This window comes from Arthrobacter sp. AOP36-A1-22, assembly GCF_052377615.1.
GTDB lineage: Bacteria > Actinomycetota > Actinomycetes > Actinomycetales > Micrococcaceae > Arthrobacter_H.
Genome location: NZ_JBQSWX010000001.1, coordinates 13646 through 29205, shown reverse-complemented (window position 1 = coordinate 29205; position 15560 = coordinate 13646). Strand labels below are relative to the sequence as shown.

Below are 15560 nucleotides of genomic sequence, written 5' to 3'. Positions count from 1 at the left end.
TATGGCAATCGGATCCAAGGATCTCGCCACCGAACAGCTGGATGGCTACGATAACGCCCGTCTGGTCGAGGAACTGAAAAAGGCGAAGGAAGAGTTGTTCAACCTTCGTTTCCAGTCCGCCACCGGTCAGCTCGAGTCGCACGGCCGCCTGAAGTCGGTCAAGCGCGACATCGCCCGCATCTACACCGTGATGCGTGAGCGTGAGTTGGGCATTCGTGCGGAGGTTTCGGCCCCCGTCGAAGAAGTCAAGGCCGATAAGAAGGCCAAGAAGTCGGCGAAGACTGCCGAGCCGGCTGATGCACCTGAGGAAGCCAAGTAATGAGCGAGAAGGAGAACGCAGTGGCTGAAGCAGCAGAAGCTCGCGGTTACCGCAAAACCCTCCGCGGGTACGTGGTTTCCGACAAGATGCAGAAGACCATCGTCGTTGACGTCGAGGACCGTGTGAAGCACGCCTTGTACGGCAAGGTGATGCGTCGCAACAAGAAGATCAAGGTGCATGACGAGGCCAACACCGCCGGTATCGGCGACTTGGTCATCATCGCCGAGACCCGTCCCTTGTCCAAGGACAAGAACTGGCGCCTGGTCGAGATCGTGGAGAAGGCCAAGTAGCCTCCTTCCGATCCACAGGGATCTGAAAGCACGACGCCGGCCGGCACCCCGAACAGGGGAGCGGGCCGGCGTCGTGCTTTTGTCATGGGGCATCCCCTGCCCCCCATATCACGGGTTTGGTCCTCAGTGCATCTCTGGCGTAGACTCGTCAGTCTGTGCGCTCTGTTGCGAGGACTATCCACCTTCATGGCAGGCATTCGTGTGCGGCCCGGTCTGTTCCGGGCCCGGTGCGCGGCACGGCTCTGCGGCATTTCGCCTCGGCCCGATTTCCCCAGCAGCATCGGATTCCTCGTGGATCCCGCCTGTGTTGGAGATGGGGGTAAGCGAGCGTCGCAGATGGACCATATCCGTTCCGCAAGGCTCCCGAGGAGAACCGGCGAGACGACAGGAGTTGAAAGTGATTCAGCAGGAGTCGCGACTCAAGGTGGCTGACAACACCGGTGCTAAGGAAATCCTTACCATCCGTGTTCTCGGTGGATCCGGACGTCGCTACGCAGGCATCGGCGACACCATCGTCGCCACCGTCAAGGATGCAATCCCTGGCGGCAACGTCAAGAAGGGCGATGTGGTCAAGGCCGTCATCGTCCGCACGAAGAAGGAACGTCGCCGCGTCGACGGTTCGTACATCAAGTTCGACGAGAACGCAGCGGTCATCCTCAAGGCGGACACCGAGCCGCGGGGTACCCGTATCTTCGGTCCCGTCGGGCGTGAACTTCGCGACAAGAAGTTCATGAAGATCGTTTCGCTGGCTCCGGAGGTGCTGTAACCATGGGCGCAAAAATCAAGAAGGGTGACCTGGTTCAGGTCATCACCGGCGCCAAGGCCGATCGCGGTGGAGACCGCGGCAAGCAGGGCAAGGTACTGAAGGTGTTCCCCGAGGCGAACCGCGTGCTCGTCGAGGGCATCAACCGTGTCACCAAGCACACCCGTGCCGGCCAGACCGAAAGTGGCGCCTCCACCGGCGGCATCGAGGTCGTCGAGGCTCCCCTCCACGTTTCAAACGTCGCGGTCATCGACCCCGAATCGAAGAAGCCGACCCGCGTTGGCTTCCGCGAAGAAACCGTGGAAAAGAATGGCGTGAAGAAGACCGTGCGTGTTCGTTACGCCAAGGCTTCCGGAAAGGCACTCTAATGACTGAAACAGCAGTGAAGGTTCAGCCGCGCCTGAAGGCGAAGTACCGCTCCGAGGTCCGCGAAGCACTGCAGACCGAGTTCAGCTACACGAACGTGATGCAGGTCCCGAACCTGGTCAAGGTCGTCGTGAACATGGGTGTCGGCGAGGCAGCCAAGGATTCCAAGATCATCGAAGGCGCCGTGCGCGACCTGACGGCCATCACCGGCCAGAAGCCGCTCGTGACCAAAGCCCGCAAGTCGATCGCACAGTTCAAGCTGCGCGAGGGAATGCCGATCGGCACCCACGCCACGCTGCGCAACGATCGCATGTGGGAATTCGTCGACCGCCTGGTGACGCTCTCCCTGCCCCGTATCCGCGACTTCCGCGGTCTGAACGGCAAGCAGTTCGACGGAAACGGCAACTACACCTTCGGTCTCACGGAACAGGCAATGTTCCACGAAATCGACCAGGACAAGGTTGACCGCGTCCGTGGCATGGACATCACCGTGGTGACCACCGCCAAGACCGACGAAGAAGGCCGCGCGCTGCTCAAGGCGCTGGGCTTCCCGTTCAGGACCGACGATAACTAGATCAACTACGTTGCAGGTCCGCGGGAGCGGAAACCGTAGCGAGGAAGGGCCTCAGCCCAAATGACAATGACAGATCCTGTCGCAGACATGCTGACTCGTCTGCGCAACGCGAACTCGGCATACCACGACACCGTGTCGATGCCGTCTTCCAAGCTGAAGGTGCGCGTTGCCCAGATCCTCAAGGCGGAAGGCTACATCGGCGACTTCGTCGAAGAGGCCGCCGAGGTAGGCAAAAACCTGACCATCAACCTGAAGTTCGGTCCGAGCCGTGAGCGTTCCATCGCTGGCGTCCGCCGCATTTCCAAGCCGGGCCTCCGCGTTTACGCGAAGTCCACCAACTTGCCGCATGTCCTTGGTGGACTCGGCATTGCCATCCTGTCCACGTCCTCGGGTCTTCTGACGGACCGCCAGGCAGCCAAGAAGGGTGTAGGTGGGGAAGTCCTCGCCTACGTCTGGTAACGGGAAGGAAGAAGCACCATGTCACGTATTGGACGACTTCCAATCACTATCCCTGCCGGCGTCGACCTGAAGGTCAACGGTTCCGAGATCTCCGTCAAGGGCACCAAGGGAGAGCTCAACTTCACCGTTGTCTCCCCGATCACGGTCGCCCTCGAGGACAACGTCCTCACGGTGTCCCGTCCGGACGACGAGCGCGAATCGCGTTCGTTGCACGGCTTGACCCGCACGATGATCTCCAACCTGATCACCGGGGTCACCGACGGCTACTCCAAGAAGCTGGAAATCCACGGCACCGGTTACCGCGTGCTGGCCAAGGGCGACAACCTGGAGTTCGCTCTGGGTTTCTCCCACCCGGTCCCCGTTGAAGCTCCGGAGGGCATCACGCTCGCCGTCGAGGGCAACAACAAGGTGATTGTCTCCGGTATCAACAAGCAGCAGGTTGGCGAAGTTGCAGCCAACATCCGCAAGCTCCGTCGGCCGGATCCCTATAAGGGCAAGGGCATCCGCTATGAAGGCGAAGTTATCCGCCGCAAGGTCGGAAAGGCTGGTAAGTAAACATGGCTCTTTCAATCAAGGGTAAGAGCAAGGCTGCAGCGCGCAGCCGTCGCCACCTGCGCGTGCGCAAGCGCGTCTCCGGATCGGGCCTGCGCCCGCGTCTGGTGGTCAACCGTTCGGCCCGCCACGTATTCGTCCAGGTCGTCGATGACACCCAGGGCATCACGATGGCATCCGGGTCGACGATGGAAGCGGATCTGCGCTCCTTCGACGGTGACAAGACCGCCAAGGCCAAGCGCGTTGGTGAACTGATCGCCGAGCGTGCCAAGGCCGCAGGCATCGATACCGTGGTCTTTGACCGCGGAGGCAATAGGTACCACGGCCGTGTGGCCGCGGTAGCGGACGGCGCGCGGGAAGGTGGGCTGGCACTGTGAGCGAAGCTACTAACGAGAAGGAAACTCAGGTGTCGGAAACCACTGAGGCAGCTGCGACCACGACGGAGAACACCTCCGCCGGACGTCGCAACGAAAAGAGCGGCGAAAAGGGCGGTCGTGGCGAAGGCCGTGGCCGTGGCGAGGGACGTGGCCGAGGCCGCGATTCCCGGGACAGCCGCAACGATGACAAGGACAAGTTCCTTGAGCGCGTGGTAGCTATCAACCGCGTGTCCAAGGTCGTCAAGGGCGGCCGCCGCTTCAGCTTCACCGCACTCGTTGTGGTGGGCGACGGCAACGGCATGGTCGGCGTCGGATACGGCAAGGCCAAGGAAGTTCCCGCGGCCATCGCCAAGGGCGTTGAAGAAGCCAAGAAGTCCTTCTTCCGCGTTCCCCGCGTCGGCACCACCATCCCGCACCTGGTGCTGGGTGAAGCCGCCGCCGGCGTCGTGCTCCTGCGTCCGGCTGCTCCGGGTACCGGTGTTATCGCCGGTGGTCCGGTGCGTGCCGTGCTCGAGTGCGCTGGTATCCATGATGTTCTGTCGAAGTCCATGGGCTCCGCCAACCAGATCAACATCGTCCGCGGCACCGTCGCGGCGTTGAAGGCCCTGGAGGAGCCGGCCGCAGTTGCTGCGCGTCGTGGACTGCCGATGGACGAAGTCGTGCCGGCCCAGATGCTGCGCACGCTCAACCAGAAGGCAGGTGCGTAAGCTGTGGCGAAGAACATTGTCGCGAGCAACGCGAAGCTGGTAATCACCCAGACCAAGTCCGTCATCGGCGGCAAGCAGAACCAGCGTGACACCTTGCGGTCACTCGGACTGAAGCGTATGCACCACACCGTGGTCCGCGACGCGGATGCCGTGACCGTAGGCATGGTCAACAAGGTTCAGCACCTCGTGAAGGTTGAGGAGGCGAAGTAATCATGGCCAGTAACGAAAAGTCACTGAAGGTACACCACCTGCGTCCGGCCGAAGGCGCCAAGACCACCAAGACCCGTGTGGGTCGCGGTGAGGCGTCCAAGGGCAAGACCGCAGGCCGTGGCATGAAGGGCACCAAGGCCCGCTACCAGGTCAAGGCAGGCTTCGCAGGCGGGCAGCTTCCGCTGCACATGCGCCTGCCGAAGCTGCGCGGCTTCAAGAACCCGTTCCGGGTCGAGTACCAGGTCGTGAACCTGGACAAGATCTCGGAGCTGTTCCCCGAAGGCGGCGACGTCACCGTCGAGAACCTGGTCGAGAAGGGCGCGGTGCGCAAGAACCAGCCCGTCAAGGTCCTGGGCTCGGGCGACATCACCGTGAAGGTGAACGTCAAGGCCGATGCCTTCTCGGCATCAGCCGCGGATAAGATCGCTGCCGCCGGCGGCTCGGTGGCCTCGCTCTAAGGTCCCGATGCAAGCACGGCACAGCTGAAAGGTCCCCAACGCCCGGGCAGGTCCCGGCGCGCTGGGGACCTTTCGCATCCCGCCCCACGGAATGATGGGAGAACCCCACCACCTGCCGGGCACCTAGTTCCGGGGCCACCTCACGGTGGAACCGGCAGTCCCACTGCTTCGAACAGTCCCGACAACCGGTAGACTCTCAGAAGTCCATTACGGCATCAGGCCGAAACCACACCTTTCAGGAGGACGCTTGCTCAGCGCCATTGCCCGGGTCTTCCGGACGCCTGACCTGCGACGTAAGTTGCTGTTCACGCTCAGCATCATTGCCATCTACCGTCTCGGCGTCTACATTCCCGCGCCAGGGGTCGACTACGGCAACGTCCAACAATGCCTTGAAATGGGCGATACGTCCGGGGGGCTCTACCAGTTCGTGAACCTCTTCAGTGGCGGCGCCCTGTTGCAGGTGTCGATCTTCGCCCTCGGGATCATGCCCTACATCACGGCCTCCATCATCGTGCAGCTGCTGCGGGTGGTCATTCCCCGCTTCGAGGACCTCCATAAGGAAGGTGCTGCCGGCCAGGCGACGCTGACCCAGTACACCCGTTACCTCACGATCGCCCTGGGGCTGTTGCAGGCGACGACACTGGTGTCACTGGCCCGCAGCGGGAACCTCTTCCAGGGGTGTCAGCTGCCGATCGTCCCCGATCAGAGCATCGTGCACATCCTGCTCATGGTCATCGTGCTGACCGCCGGTACGGGCATGATCATGTGGCTCGGCGAACTGGTGACCGAAAAGGGCGTCGGCAACGGCATGTCCATCCTGATCTTCGTGTCGATCGCCTCGGGCTTCCCCTCCTCGATGGGCTCCATCGCCGCCACCCAGGGCTGGGGCGTCTTCACCGGCGTCATCATCATCGGGCTCTGCGTCGTGGCCCTGGTGGTCTTCGTCGAGTTGTCCCAGCGCCGTGTTCCGGTGCAGTACGCCAAACGCATGGTCGGTCGACGCACCGTCGGTGGCAGCTCGACGTACATTCCGATCAAGGTCAACATGGCCGGCGTGATCCCGGTGATCTTCTCCTCGTCAATGTTGGCACTGCCGCAGATGCTCATCCAGTTCAACATGAACCCCGACGGTTCACTGCCGGGCTGGGCGGCCTGGATCCAAGCCAACTTCAGCGGCAGCAGCCCGCTGTACATGCTGGTCTACCTGCTTCTGACCATATTCTTCACCTACTTCTATGTCGCGATCACGTTCAACCCGATCGAGGTCTCCGACAACATGAAGAAGTACGGTGGATTCATTCCGGGGATCCGCGCCGGCAAGCCCACGGCGGACTACCTGTCCTACGTGCTCAGCCGCATCACCTTCCCCGGAGCCATCTATCTTGGCCTGATCGCCTTGACCCCACTGATTGCCTTCGTCCTGATCAAGGCCGATCAGAACTTCCCGTTCGGTGGCGTCTCGGTCCTCATCATGGTTGGTGTGGGACTGGAAACGGTTAAGCAAATCAACGCCCAGATGCAACAGCGACACTACGAAGGACTACTGCGATGACCAGACTCTTGATCATTGGCCCGCCAGGTTCGGGCAAAGGAACGCAGGCAGCACGGATCACGGAGCAGTTGGGGATCGTCGCGATCTCCACCGGCGACATCTTCCGTGCCAACGTCAAGGGCGGGACCCCCCTGGGTCTCGAAGCCAAGCAGTACATGGATGCCGGCGACTACGTCCCCGATTCGGTCACCAACCGCATGGTGCGCGACCGGCTCCAGCAGGATGATGTCGCCGAGGGCTTCCTCCTGGATGGCTACCCGCGCACCGCGGCCCAGGTGGACGAGCTCGACGCGATCCTGCAGGAAAACAACACCGCGCTCGATGTCGTGCTCCAGCTGACCGCCGATTCCGAGGAGCTCGTGGCCCGGCTGCTCAAGCGGGCCGAGGTCGAGGGCCGGGCGGATGACACCGAGGACGTGATCCGCCACCGCCTGGACGTCTACGAGAAGCAGACCCAGGTCGTGGTCGACCGGTACCTGGAACGGGGCATCGTGCGCCACGTCGACGGTTTGGGTGATATCGATGAGGTCACCCAGCGCGTGATGGCCGCCCTCGAGGGCGACGCCTCCTAGCGACCTGCCCGCCTTGCACGACGGCCGTCACCACCTGTTCTCCAGCGTGGGGCGGCCGTCGCGGCATTCCAGGGGTGCCCATCGGGAACACCCCGCCTATCTACAACGAAACGAAGGAACCCCCGCATGGCATTCGGCCAGCCCAAGATCGAGTACAAGTCCAACGCCCAGATCCGTAAGATGAGGGAAGCCGGACTCGTGCTGGCCGAAGCCCTGGATACGGTGGTCGACGCCGCGCGCGTCGGCACCACCACCGCCGAGCTGGATGCCCTTTTCGAAGGGGTGCTGGAGCGCCACGGGGCGACGTCGAACTTCAAGGGCTACTACGGTTTTCCCGCCACGATCTGCGCTTCGGTCAACGACCAGGTCGTCCACGGGTTCCCTTCCGACTACGTCCTCGCCGAGGGCGACGTGCTGAAGATCGACGGTGGGGCCATCATTGATGGCTGGCATTCCGATTCCGCCCGGACCACTCTGGTCGGCACCCCCGATCCTGCGGACCAGCGCCTTTCCGATGTCACCGAACAAGCCATGTGGCGGGGGATCGCAGCCCTGGCCACGGCGCGGTTCGTCGGAGCCATCGGCGAGGCCATCGACGACTACGTCAGTTCGGTCGAGGGCGAACCGTTGGGGATCCTGGAGGATTACGTCGGCCACGGCATCGGCACCGAGATGCATCAGGCCCCCGACGTCCTCAACTACCGGTCCGGGGACCGCGGCGCCCGGGTGAAGCCGGGGATGTGCCTGGCCATAGAACCCATGCTGGTCCGGGGTGGAATCGAAACCCGCACCCTGGAGGACGACTGGACCGTGGTGACCACCGACGGGTCGCGGGCCTCGCAGTGGGAACATACGGTGGCGGTGCATCTCGGAGGCATCTGGGTGCTCTCGGCGCACGACGGCGGTGCCGCCGGCCTTGCACCGTTCGGGATCACCCCGTCGCCGCTGAAGGACTAGCCGAGCGGACCGCGAAAACAGTCCTGTCGGGTGCGTTACCACCCTTCCGGCTCGAAGCGGCGCCCAAACCTGGGGATTTCGTTTAATGGGATCCAGAGCGTAAGATTATTTGTTGGTTGTCTCTACGTTTGTGCCCAAAAAACACGCAGTCCCAAGCTGCTGTCGGGCACCGGCGCTCGTCAGCCACGAACATACACGTCGGAAGCGTCAGCGACCGGCACAAACGTTAGCGGAGGATATGGCCAAGAAAGAGGGTGTCATCGAGGTAGAAGGCGCCGTGTCGGAAGCACTGCCCAACGCGATGTTCCGCGTTGAGCTGCCGAATGGACACGTGGTACTTGCCACTATCTCGGGAAAGATGCGTCAGCACTACATTCGGATCCTTCCTGAGGACCGCGTAGTGGTGGAACTCAGCCCGTACGACCTCAATCGCGGACGTATCGTCTACCGCTACAAGTAGGGACTTCCGTTCTCCTGGACTTCCGGGGGAACGAAGGTCATTACAGTTCCACTGAAACCGCAACCGCAAAGGAAACACCGTGAAGGTTCACCCTAGCGTGAAGCCGATCTGCGAGCAGTGCAAGGTGATCCGCCGTAACGGGCGGGTCATGGTGATCTGCGCAAATCCACGCCATAAGCAGCGTCAGGGTTAAGTCTCCTTCGGGAACCTCAACCTGCGCGTAGTAATCGAATATCGGTAGTACGGCGTCCATTACGCAGGGCGCATACCCCCGGGCACGGAGGCCGGGGACCTGGAAACGGGATGTACTGCCTCCAGACCTCCGCACATCATGTAAGGAAGACACCAATATGGCTCGTCTTGCAGGCGTAGACATCCCGCGCGAAAAGCGCGTTGTCATTGCGCTGACATACATCTACGGCGTGGGTAGGACCCGTGCAGAACAAACTATTGCCGAGACCGGGATCACCCCGGAAACTCGTGTGAAGGACCTCAGCGACGACCAGCTGTTGCAGCTGCGCGACTACGTCGAGGCCAACTTCAAGGTCGAGGGCGATCTCCGCCGCGAAGTCTCAGCCGACATCCGCCGGAAGGTCGAGATCGGCTCCTACGAGGGCATTCGCCACCGCAAGGGCCTGCCGGTCCGCGGGCAGCGCACCAAGACCAACGCTCGCACCCGCAAGGGTCCGAAGCGCACCGTCGCCGGTAAGAAGAAGACCCGCTAAATAGCGGTCCCAGCCAAATACTTCGTAGGAGTTAGCAATGCCCCCAAAGACTCGTGGAGCGGTCCGCAAGCCGCGTCGCAAGGACAAAAAGAACATCGCGCTTGGTCAGGCGCACATCAAGAGCACCTTCAACAACACCATCGTGTCCATCACGGACCCGACCGGTGCCGTCATCTCGTGGGCCTCGGCCGGCGAAGTCGGATTCAAGGGCTCCCGCAAGTCGACCCCGTACGCCGCGCAGATGGCAGCCGAGTCGGCCGCCAAGCGTGCCCAGGAACACGGCATGAAGAAGGTCGACGTGTTCGTGAAGGGACCGGGTTCGGGTCGCGAAACCGCCATCCGCTCCCTGCAGGCCACGGGCCTCGAAGTGGGATCCATCCAGGATGTTTCCCCGAGCGCCCACAACGGTTGCCGCCCGTCGAAGCGTCGCCGCGTCTAGTTTGACCCAGTTGTAGGCCTGTGCCGCCGTCGTCCCCGCTTTCCGGGGACGACGGCGGCGCGCGCCACCTGCGGATCATTCGCCCGATCTAGACGGACGCCTGATGGCAGACGTCGTTTCCACCCACATGTGTTGCGTCATATAGCGGATGCTCGCTGAAAGGAAATGTAAGTGCTTATTGCACAGCGCCCCACCCTTACCGAAGAAGTAGTTGCCCCGAACCGTTCACGGTTCACGATTGAGCCCTTGGAGCCGGGATTCGGCTACACCCTGGGCAACTCGCTGCGCCGCACGCTGCTGTCCTCGATCCCTGGTGCAGCTGTCACCAGTGTTCGCATCGACGGCGTGCTGCACGAGTTCACCACCGTTCAGGGTGTGAAGGAAGACGTCACCGAACTGATCCTGAACATCAAGAACCTTGCTGTGTCTTCCGAGCATGACGAGCCAGTCGTCGCCTACCTGCGTAAGCAGGGCCCCGGCGTCGTGACGGCCGCGGACATCACGCCGCCGGCCGGCGTCGAGTTCCACAACCCGGATCTACACATCGCGACCTTGAACGCGAAGGGCAAGTTCGACATGGAACTGACGATCGAGCGTGGTCGCGGGTACGTCTCAGCGGCGCAGAACAAGAGCCTCGATGCCGAGATCGGCCGTATCCCGGTCGACTCCATCTACTCGCCGGTTCTGAAGGTGACCTTCCGCGTGGAGGCCACTCGTGTCGAACAGCGCACCGACTTCGACAAGCTCATCGTCGACGTCGAGACCAAGGACTCCATCCTGCCTCGCGACGCAGTCGCCTCGGCCGGTACGACCCTGGTTGAACTGTTCGGACTGGCCCGCGAGCTGAACTCGGCCGCCGAAGGCATCGAGATCGGCCCGTCCCCGACGGACGCCGCACTCGCCGCCGACATGGCTCTGCCGAACGAGGATCTCGAGCTGACCGTCCGGTCGTACAACTGCCTTAAGCGCGAGGGAATCCACACGGTAGGCGAGCTGGTTGCTCGCTCCGAGGCTGACCTCATGGACATCCGGAACTTCGGTGCCAAGTCCATCGACGAGGTCAAGGCCAAGCTGATCGAGCTGGGTCTGTCCCTGAAGGATTCCCCTCCAGGGTTTGATCTGGCCGCGCGTGCTGCCGCCAGTGATGAGGATGACACCGAACTCGGTGACGAAGAGGCCTAAGGCCGCCTTCAAAGTAATGTACTTTGCCCCAAGGCCCGCGCAGGTGCGCGGGGCGGCGGGCTCCATTTAGGAGAAAAAACAATGCCTACCCCACCAAAGGGAAAGCGCCTCGGAGGCGGAGCAGCCCACGAGCGCCTCATGCTGGCGAACCTGTCGGCCCAGCTCTTTGAGCACAAGTCGGTCACCACGACGGTCACGAAGGCCAAGCGTCTGCGTCCTTACGCCGAGCGCCTGATCACCTTCGCAAAGCGCGGGGACCTGTCCTCGCGTCGTCGCGTCCAGGCCGCCATTGCCTCGCGCAACCGGACCAACAAGTCCGTGGTGCACGAGCTGTTCACCAACATCGGCCCGGCCATGGCCGAGCGTGAAGGTGGTTACACCCGCATCACCAAGATCGGCAACCGCAAGGGCGACAACGCCCCCATGGCTGTCATCGAACTGGTGCTCGAGCCCGTTTCCCCGAAGCAGGCCGTCGTCAAGGAAGCCACGAAGGCTGCCGAGAAGTCAGCTCCTGCTGCCGAGGCCACGGACCACGCCGCGACCGCCGCCAAGTATGACGGCGCCGTGGCAGCCACCGAGAGCGGCGACGCTCCCGAGGGTGCCGATATCAAGGGCAACGCGGACTCGATGAAGTACCACGTCCCCGGTTCGCGCTGGTACGACGCGACCGACGCCGAGCTGTGGTTCGCAACGCAGGAGGCCGCCAAGGCCGCCGGTTTCGAGCCGGCCGGTGGCGAGGAAGCCCAGCAGATCGCTGAGTAGTACTTCCCGCAGCTGACCCGCTGCAGCGAAAGGGCCCCCATCTTCGGATGGGGGCCCTTTCGCGTGCTTGCGAAGGTGCGCTCTAGGATGGAAGTCATGGAATCCACCCCCTCGGCGACCACGTCGATCGTCACGGACGCCTCGACCAGCGAACCGGCGACGGTACGCATCCGGATGAGGTTGGCCTATGACGGCTCCGGTTTCTCCGGCTGGGCCACGCAACCGGGGCGGCGCACGGTGCAGGGAAGCCTCGAGGAAGCCCTGGAGCTACTCTTCCGGCGGCCGGTACGCACCACGGTCGCCGGTCGGACCGACGCGGGGGTTCACGCCAGGGGACAAGTCGCCCATTTTGATCTCACCGAGGCCGAGTACAGGGCCTTGCCGCGTGGAAAGAACCTGACCGAAGACCAGGCATTGCTGCGGCGGATCCGTGGTGTGACCTCCCGCATCGGGGGAGAGGTCTTCGTCCACGAGGCGCGCGCGGCAGCCACGGGTTTCGATGCCCGGTTCTCCGCCCTATGGCGCCGGTACAGCTATCGGATCGCCGACGGGCAGCATCGATGGGATCCGCTGACGCGGTCAACGACGTTGTGGCATCCGTGGGAGCTCGATCAGGAAATCCTGAACGCCGAGGTGCAGGTCGCCGTCGGCCGGCACGATTTCCTGTCCTATTGCCGTCCCAAGGACTTCGCGACCACCATCCGTACCCTGGAGGAATTCTGCTTCGTTCGGAAGGACGATGGCATCCTGGTGGCTAGCCTGCGCGCCGACGCGTTCTGCCACAACATGGTGCGCACCCTCATCGGTGCCGTGCTCAGGGTCGGCGACGGGCAAGAGGAGGCGGGGTGGATCCAGCGCCGTCTAACGGAGCCTGTCAGGGACCACCGAACCCGAATGGCTGCACCACACCCGCTGGTCCTCGAAGAGGTCGCCTACCCCGATGACAATCAGCTGGCATTCCGCGCCGAGGCGACCCGTGCGCGGCGCCGGCCTGAGGACATCCAACGTATCTGAGGTCAGGTGCGCCGCCCGCGTCGGATGGGCGTCATGGCGGCTTTTGGAACGACGCCGCGCATGCGGTAAAGTAGGCTGCTGTTGTGCATGTCCTATGCCTGACACAACTTTCTCCACGTGACGGCCCAGTTGCAGGGCCCTGGTCTGTGGAGAATGCAGGCAGCTAACGGATGGCCGGTTAGATTCAGACCTCACCTGAAGAACTGGTACAGCGCATCGATAACACAGTGCTCTTTCCTGCGGTGGATCTCACAGCTACCTCAGGTGGAACGCTTGACCAGTATCCAAGGAAACGAAGGCAATAACCGTGCGTACGTACACTCCGAAGCCCGGCGACGCAGATCGCCAGTGGCACGTCATCGACGCCACTGACATCGTTCTGGGCCGCCTCGCCAGCCAGACCGCAACCCTGCTGCGCGGCAAGCACAAGGCCACCTATGCAGCCCACATGGACATGGGTGACTTTGTTGTCATCATCAACGCTGAGAAGGTTGCCCTCACCGGCGCCAAGCTCGAAAAGAAGCGCGCCTACCGCCACTCCGGTTTCCCGGGTGGTCTGAGGTCCGTCAGCTACGCCGAACTGTTGGAAAAGAACCCGGTTCAGGCAGTTGAGAAGGCCATCAGGGGCATGCTTCCCAAGAACTCCCTGGCTGCCCAGCAGCTGGGCAAGCTCAAGGTCTACCGCGGGGCCGAGCACCCGCATGCTGCCCAGCAGCCCAAGACCTTCGAAATCACCCAGGTCGCGCAGTAGCGCTGGGCCCCGAAACAAGAGACTAGTTTTCAAGGAGAATCGTGGCTCAGAACACTGAAGAGCTGAATGAAACCGAGGGTGCGGCTCCGGCCGCTTACACCTCCGAGTCGTCTGCGGCGGCTGAAGAGACCGTCGTCAAGGAACGTCCGGCACTGACTGTCGGCGGCGCCGCCGTCGGCCGTCGCAAGCAGGCCATCGCCCGCGTGCGCCTGGTTCCCGGCACCGGCAAGTGGACCGTCAACGGCCGCACGCTGGAGGAGTACTTCCCGAATAAGCTGCACCAGCAGGAAGTCAACGATCCGTTCAAGCTCCTCGAGCTCGACGGTGCGTACGACGTGCTGGCCAATATCCATGGCGGCGGCCCCTCCGGCCAGTCCGGCGCCCTGCGCCTGGGCGTTGCCCGCTCGCTGAACGAGATCGACCGCGAGAACAACCGTCCGGCCCTGAAGAAGGCCGGCTTCCTGACTCGTGACGCCCGCGTCATCGAGCGCAAGAAGGCTGGCCTCAAGAAGGCACGCAAGGCCTCGCAGTACTCGAAGCGCTAATCTGCTTCACTGGAACCCAAGGGTTCCAGCCGAGGGCCCCACGGCTTTTGCCGTGGGGCCCTCGGTCGCCTAACCGGGGCCCGCGCAGATGAAAGTGTGGCCGGATCGTTGCCGATCCCCACTTTTTTGTGCTCTTCGGACGATAGGATGAGCGGGATGGCTAGATTATTTGGCACCGATGGTGTGCGTGGAAAAGCGAACGAACTGATCACCCCTGCCCTGGCCCTGAACTTGGCGCAGGCCGCAGCCGTGGTGCTCGGTCTGCAGGCTGCTGGCGAAGGAACCCGGCCGGTGGCCGTCATCGCCCGTGATCCGCGGATCAGCGGCGATTTCATCTGCGCTGCCATCGAAGCGGGGTTCGCCTCGGTGGGCGTGGACGTCTTCGATGCCGGCGTCCTGCCGACGCCGGCGGCCGCCCACCTCATTGCCGACATCGAAGCCGACTTCGGCGTCGTCATCTCCGCCTCCCACAACTCGGCACCCGATAACGGGATCAAGTTCCTCGCCCGGGGAGGGCAGAAACTCTCCGACGCGCAAGAGGATGCCATCGAAGCCGAGCTCGAACGGGAAGCACCCCGCCCCCTCGGCGCAGCGGTCGGCCGGATCAAACGCTTCGCGGACGCCGAGGACCGCTACGTGGTCCACTTGCTCAAGACGATGCCGCACCGCCTGGAGGGTCTCAAAGTCGTGTTGGATTGTGCCCATGGGGCTGCCAGCGGTTGCTCACCGGAAGCCTTCGCAGCAGCCGGGGCCGACGTGGTGGTCATCGGCGCGGACCCTGATGGAAACAACATCAACGAAGGTTGCGGTTCGACCCATCTGGAGATGCTCCAGGCGAAGGTCGTCTCCGAGGGAGCCGACTTTGGTATCGCCCACGACGGGGACGCCGACCGGTGCCTGGCCGTCGACCACGAAGGCTCCGTCGTGGATGGGGACCAGATCATGGCGATCATGGCCGTCGCGTTCAAGGAAGCCGGCAAGCTCAAGGATGACACCCTCGTAGCCACGGTCATGAGCAACCTGGGGTTGAAGATGGCCATGGAGACTGCCGGAATCACGATTGCCGAGACGGGGGTGGGGGACCGCTACGTCCTGGAGAGAATGCGGGCCGGCGGTTTCAGCCTCGGTGGCGAACAATCCGGTCACGTGATTTTCTCAGAGTTCGCGACCACCGGTGATGGCGTCCTGACGGGTCTGCAAATCGCCGCCCGCGTCGCCGCCACGGGCAAGACGCTCAAGGAACTGGCAGCCGTGATGGAGGTCCTTCCGCAGGTGCTGATCAACGTGAACGGCGTGGACAAACATGCCGCGCACTCCAATGCAGCGGTGACGCTCGCCGTCCAGGGTGCCGAAAACGAACTAGGCGGTGCCGGGAGGGTGCTGCTGCGTCCGTCGGGAACGGAACCGGTGGTGCGGGTCATGGTCGAGGCGACCGACCACCTCGTCGCCGACGATGTGGCCAGCCGGCTCGCCGGTGTTGTGAAGATCGAACTGGCGCTGTAGCGCAACCGTTCGATGGGGGAAAC

The 15560-nt window shown here is 63.0% G+C and carries 24 protein-coding genes; all 24 read left to right on the top strand.

Features of this window, described 5'->3' with window-relative positions; genetic code table 11:
- Position 1: 1 nt before the first annotated feature.
- Positions 2 to 319: a 50S ribosomal protein L29 gene (rpmC, locus tag ACT3S2_RS00190; protein ID WP_444561061.1), complete on the top strand. Its 318-nt coding sequence runs from the start codon at positions 2 to 4 to the stop codon at positions 317 to 319.
- Positions 319 to 609, top strand: coding sequence for a 30S ribosomal protein S17 (rpsQ, locus tag ACT3S2_RS00185; protein ID WP_444561060.1), 291 nt, complete (start codon positions 319 to 321; stop codon positions 607 to 609). Before rpmC ends, rpsQ begins: the two co-directional genes overlap by 1 nt.
- 397 nt (positions 610 to 1006) lie before the next feature.
- Complete coding sequence (rplN, locus tag ACT3S2_RS00180) at positions 1007 to 1375, top strand: 50S ribosomal protein L14 (protein WP_087000314.1); 369 nt, start codon at positions 1007 to 1009, stop codon at positions 1373 to 1375.
- Positions 1376 to 1377: 2 nt separating this feature from the next.
- Positions 1378 to 1740: a 50S ribosomal protein L24 gene (rplX, locus tag ACT3S2_RS00175; protein ID WP_444561059.1), complete on the top strand. Its 363-nt coding sequence runs from the start codon at positions 1378 to 1380 to the stop codon at positions 1738 to 1740.
- Positions 1740 to 2312 (top strand): 50S ribosomal protein L5, encoded by a 573-nt coding sequence (rplE, locus tag ACT3S2_RS00170; RefSeq protein ID WP_444561058.1) that lies wholly within the window; start codon positions 1740 to 1742, stop codon positions 2310 to 2312. Before rplX ends, rplE begins: the two co-directional genes overlap by 1 nt.
- Before the next feature lie 60 nt (positions 2313 to 2372).
- Positions 2373 to 2771 carry a 30S ribosomal protein S8 gene (gene rpsH, locus ACT3S2_RS00165; protein ID WP_087000320.1) on the top strand — a complete coding sequence of 133 codons (399 nt, stop codon included), beginning with the start codon at positions 2373 to 2375 and terminating at the stop codon, positions 2769 to 2771.
- An 18-nt stretch (positions 2772 to 2789) separates the two neighbouring features.
- Positions 2790 to 3326 (top strand): 50S ribosomal protein L6, encoded by a 537-nt coding sequence (gene rplF, locus ACT3S2_RS00160; RefSeq protein ID WP_444561057.1) that lies wholly within the window; start codon positions 2790 to 2792, stop codon positions 3324 to 3326.
- A gap of 2 nt (positions 3327 to 3328) precedes the next feature.
- Positions 3329 to 3700 carry a 50S ribosomal protein L18 gene (rplR, locus tag ACT3S2_RS00155; protein ID WP_444561056.1) on the top strand — a complete coding sequence of 124 codons (372 nt, stop codon included), beginning with the start codon at positions 3329 to 3331 and terminating at the stop codon, positions 3698 to 3700.
- Positions 3697 to 4407, top strand: coding sequence for a 30S ribosomal protein S5 (gene rpsE / locus ACT3S2_RS00150; protein WP_444561055.1), 711 nt, complete (start codon positions 3697 to 3699; stop codon positions 4405 to 4407). Before rplR ends, rpsE begins: the two co-directional genes overlap by 4 nt.
- 3 nt (positions 4408 to 4410) lie before the next feature.
- On the top strand, positions 4411 to 4617 hold the full coding sequence (gene rpmD, locus ACT3S2_RS00145; protein ID WP_096223375.1) for a 50S ribosomal protein L30: 207 nt from the start codon (positions 4411 to 4413) through the stop codon (positions 4615 to 4617).
- Positions 4618 to 4619: 2 nt separating this feature from the next.
- The gene (gene rplO / locus ACT3S2_RS00140) at positions 4620 to 5075 is read left to right on the top strand and encodes a 50S ribosomal protein L15 (protein WP_444561054.1); all 456 of its coding nucleotides are present in this window, start codon (positions 4620 to 4622) and stop codon (positions 5073 to 5075) included.
- 247 nt (positions 5076 to 5322) lie between these two features.
- A complete protein-coding gene (gene secY, locus ACT3S2_RS00135) occupies positions 5323 to 6627 on the top strand; it encodes a preprotein translocase subunit SecY (protein ID WP_444561053.1) in 1305 nt (434 codons plus the stop codon).
- Positions 6624 to 7199, top strand: a complete 576-nt coding sequence (locus tag ACT3S2_RS00130) for an adenylate kinase (protein ID WP_444561052.1) — start codon at positions 6624 to 6626, stop codon at positions 7197 to 7199. The genes secY and ACT3S2_RS00130 overlap by 4 nt, the downstream gene beginning before the upstream one ends.
- A gap of 126 nt (positions 7200 to 7325) precedes the next feature.
- Positions 7326 to 8156 (top strand): type I methionyl aminopeptidase, encoded by an 831-nt coding sequence (map, locus tag ACT3S2_RS00125; protein ID WP_444561051.1) that lies wholly within the window; start codon positions 7326 to 7328, stop codon positions 8154 to 8156.
- Positions 8157 to 8394: 238 nt separating this feature from the next.
- Positions 8395 to 8616 carry a translation initiation factor IF-1 gene (infA, locus tag ACT3S2_RS00120; protein WP_007271050.1) on the top strand — a complete coding sequence of 74 codons (222 nt, stop codon included), beginning with the start codon at positions 8395 to 8397 and terminating at the stop codon, positions 8614 to 8616.
- 79 nt (positions 8617 to 8695) lie between these two features.
- Positions 8696 to 8809 (top strand): 50S ribosomal protein L36, encoded by a 114-nt coding sequence (gene rpmJ / locus ACT3S2_RS00115; protein WP_087000337.1) that lies wholly within the window; start codon positions 8696 to 8698, stop codon positions 8807 to 8809.
- Between the two features lie 157 nt (positions 8810 to 8966).
- A complete protein-coding gene (rpsM, locus tag ACT3S2_RS00110; RefSeq protein WP_444561050.1) occupies positions 8967 to 9341 on the top strand; it encodes a 30S ribosomal protein S13 in 375 nt (124 codons plus the stop codon).
- Between the two features lie 37 nt (positions 9342 to 9378).
- Entirely contained in the window at positions 9379 to 9780 is a 402-nt protein-coding gene (gene rpsK / locus ACT3S2_RS00105) for a 30S ribosomal protein S11 (RefSeq protein WP_087000341.1), read from the top strand.
- Positions 9781 to 9951: 171 nt separating this feature from the next.
- Entirely contained in the window at positions 9952 to 10962 is a 1011-nt protein-coding gene (locus tag ACT3S2_RS00100; RefSeq protein ID WP_444561049.1) for a DNA-directed RNA polymerase subunit alpha, read from the top strand.
- A gap of 81 nt (positions 10963 to 11043) precedes the next feature.
- Positions 11044 to 11724, top strand: a complete 681-nt coding sequence (rplQ, locus tag ACT3S2_RS00095; protein WP_444553282.1) for a 50S ribosomal protein L17, sunset domain variant — start codon at positions 11044 to 11046, stop codon at positions 11722 to 11724.
- Positions 11725 to 11898: 174 nt separating this feature from the next.
- Positions 11899 to 12738: a tRNA pseudouridine synthase A gene (locus tag ACT3S2_RS00090; protein WP_444561107.1), complete on the top strand. Its 840-nt coding sequence runs from the start codon at positions 11899 to 11901 to the stop codon at positions 12736 to 12738.
- A gap of 307 nt (positions 12739 to 13045) precedes the next feature.
- A complete protein-coding gene (rplM, locus tag ACT3S2_RS00085; RefSeq protein WP_087000349.1) occupies positions 13046 to 13489 on the top strand; it encodes a 50S ribosomal protein L13 in 444 nt (147 codons plus the stop codon).
- A gap of 41 nt (positions 13490 to 13530) precedes the next feature.
- The gene (gene rpsI, locus ACT3S2_RS00080) at positions 13531 to 14034 is read left to right on the top strand and encodes a 30S ribosomal protein S9 (protein WP_444553281.1); all 504 of its coding nucleotides are present in this window, start codon (positions 13531 to 13533) and stop codon (positions 14032 to 14034) included.
- 156 nt (positions 14035 to 14190) lie between these two features.
- Positions 14191 to 15537, top strand: coding sequence for a phosphoglucosamine mutase (gene glmM / locus ACT3S2_RS00075; RefSeq protein WP_444561048.1), 1347 nt, complete (start codon positions 14191 to 14193; stop codon positions 15535 to 15537).
- Positions 15538 to 15560: the final 23 nt, after the last annotated feature.

What these genes read in the sequence shown, in the direction of transcription:
- glmM (WP_444561048.1), top strand. Translation starts at nt 14,191, where the DNA reads ATGGCTAGATTATTTGGCACCGATGGTGTGCGTGGAAAAGCGAACGAA.
- ACT3S2_RS00130 (WP_444561052.1), top strand. Translation starts at nt 6,624, where the DNA reads ATGACCAGACTCTTGATCATTGGCCCGCCAGGTTCGGGCAAAGGAACG.
- rplQ (WP_444553282.1), top strand. Translation starts at nt 11,044, where the DNA reads ATGCCTACCCCACCAAAGGGAAAGCGCCTCGGAGGCGGAGCAGCCCAC.
- rpsK (WP_087000341.1), top strand. Translation starts at nt 9,379, where the DNA reads ATGCCCCCAAAGACTCGTGGAGCGGTCCGCAAGCCGCGTCGCAAGGAC.
- rplO (WP_444561054.1), top strand. Translation starts at nt 4,620, where the DNA reads ATGGCCAGTAACGAAAAGTCACTGAAGGTACACCACCTGCGTCCGGCC.
- rplR (WP_444561056.1), top strand. Translation starts at nt 3,329, where the DNA reads ATGGCTCTTTCAATCAAGGGTAAGAGCAAGGCTGCAGCGCGCAGCCGT.
- rplF (WP_444561057.1), top strand. Translation starts at nt 2,790, where the DNA reads ATGTCACGTATTGGACGACTTCCAATCACTATCCCTGCCGGCGTCGAC.
- rplE (WP_444561058.1), top strand. Translation starts at nt 1,740, where the DNA reads ATGACTGAAACAGCAGTGAAGGTTCAGCCGCGCCTGAAGGCGAAGTAC.
- rplX (WP_444561059.1), top strand. Translation starts at nt 1,378, where the DNA reads ATGGGCGCAAAAATCAAGAAGGGTGACCTGGTTCAGGTCATCACCGGC.
- infA (WP_007271050.1), top strand. Translation starts at nt 8,395, where the DNA reads ATGGCCAAGAAAGAGGGTGTCATCGAGGTAGAAGGCGCCGTGTCGGAA.
- rpmC (WP_444561061.1), top strand. Translation starts at nt 2, where the DNA reads ATGGCAATCGGATCCAAGGATCTCGCCACCGAACAGCTGGATGGCTAC.
- rpsH (WP_087000320.1), top strand. Translation starts at nt 2,373, where the DNA reads ATGACAATGACAGATCCTGTCGCAGACATGCTGACTCGTCTGCGCAAC.
- map (WP_444561051.1), top strand. Translation starts at nt 7,326, where the DNA reads ATGGCATTCGGCCAGCCCAAGATCGAGTACAAGTCCAACGCCCAGATC.
- rpsM (WP_444561050.1), top strand. Translation starts at nt 8,967, where the DNA reads ATGGCTCGTCTTGCAGGCGTAGACATCCCGCGCGAAAAGCGCGTTGTC.
- rpsQ (WP_444561060.1), top strand. Translation starts at nt 319, where the DNA reads ATGAGCGAGAAGGAGAACGCAGTGGCTGAAGCAGCAGAAGCTCGCGGT.
- ACT3S2_RS00090 (WP_444561107.1), top strand. Translation starts at nt 11,899, where the DNA reads ATGAGGTTGGCCTATGACGGCTCCGGTTTCTCCGGCTGGGCCACGCAA.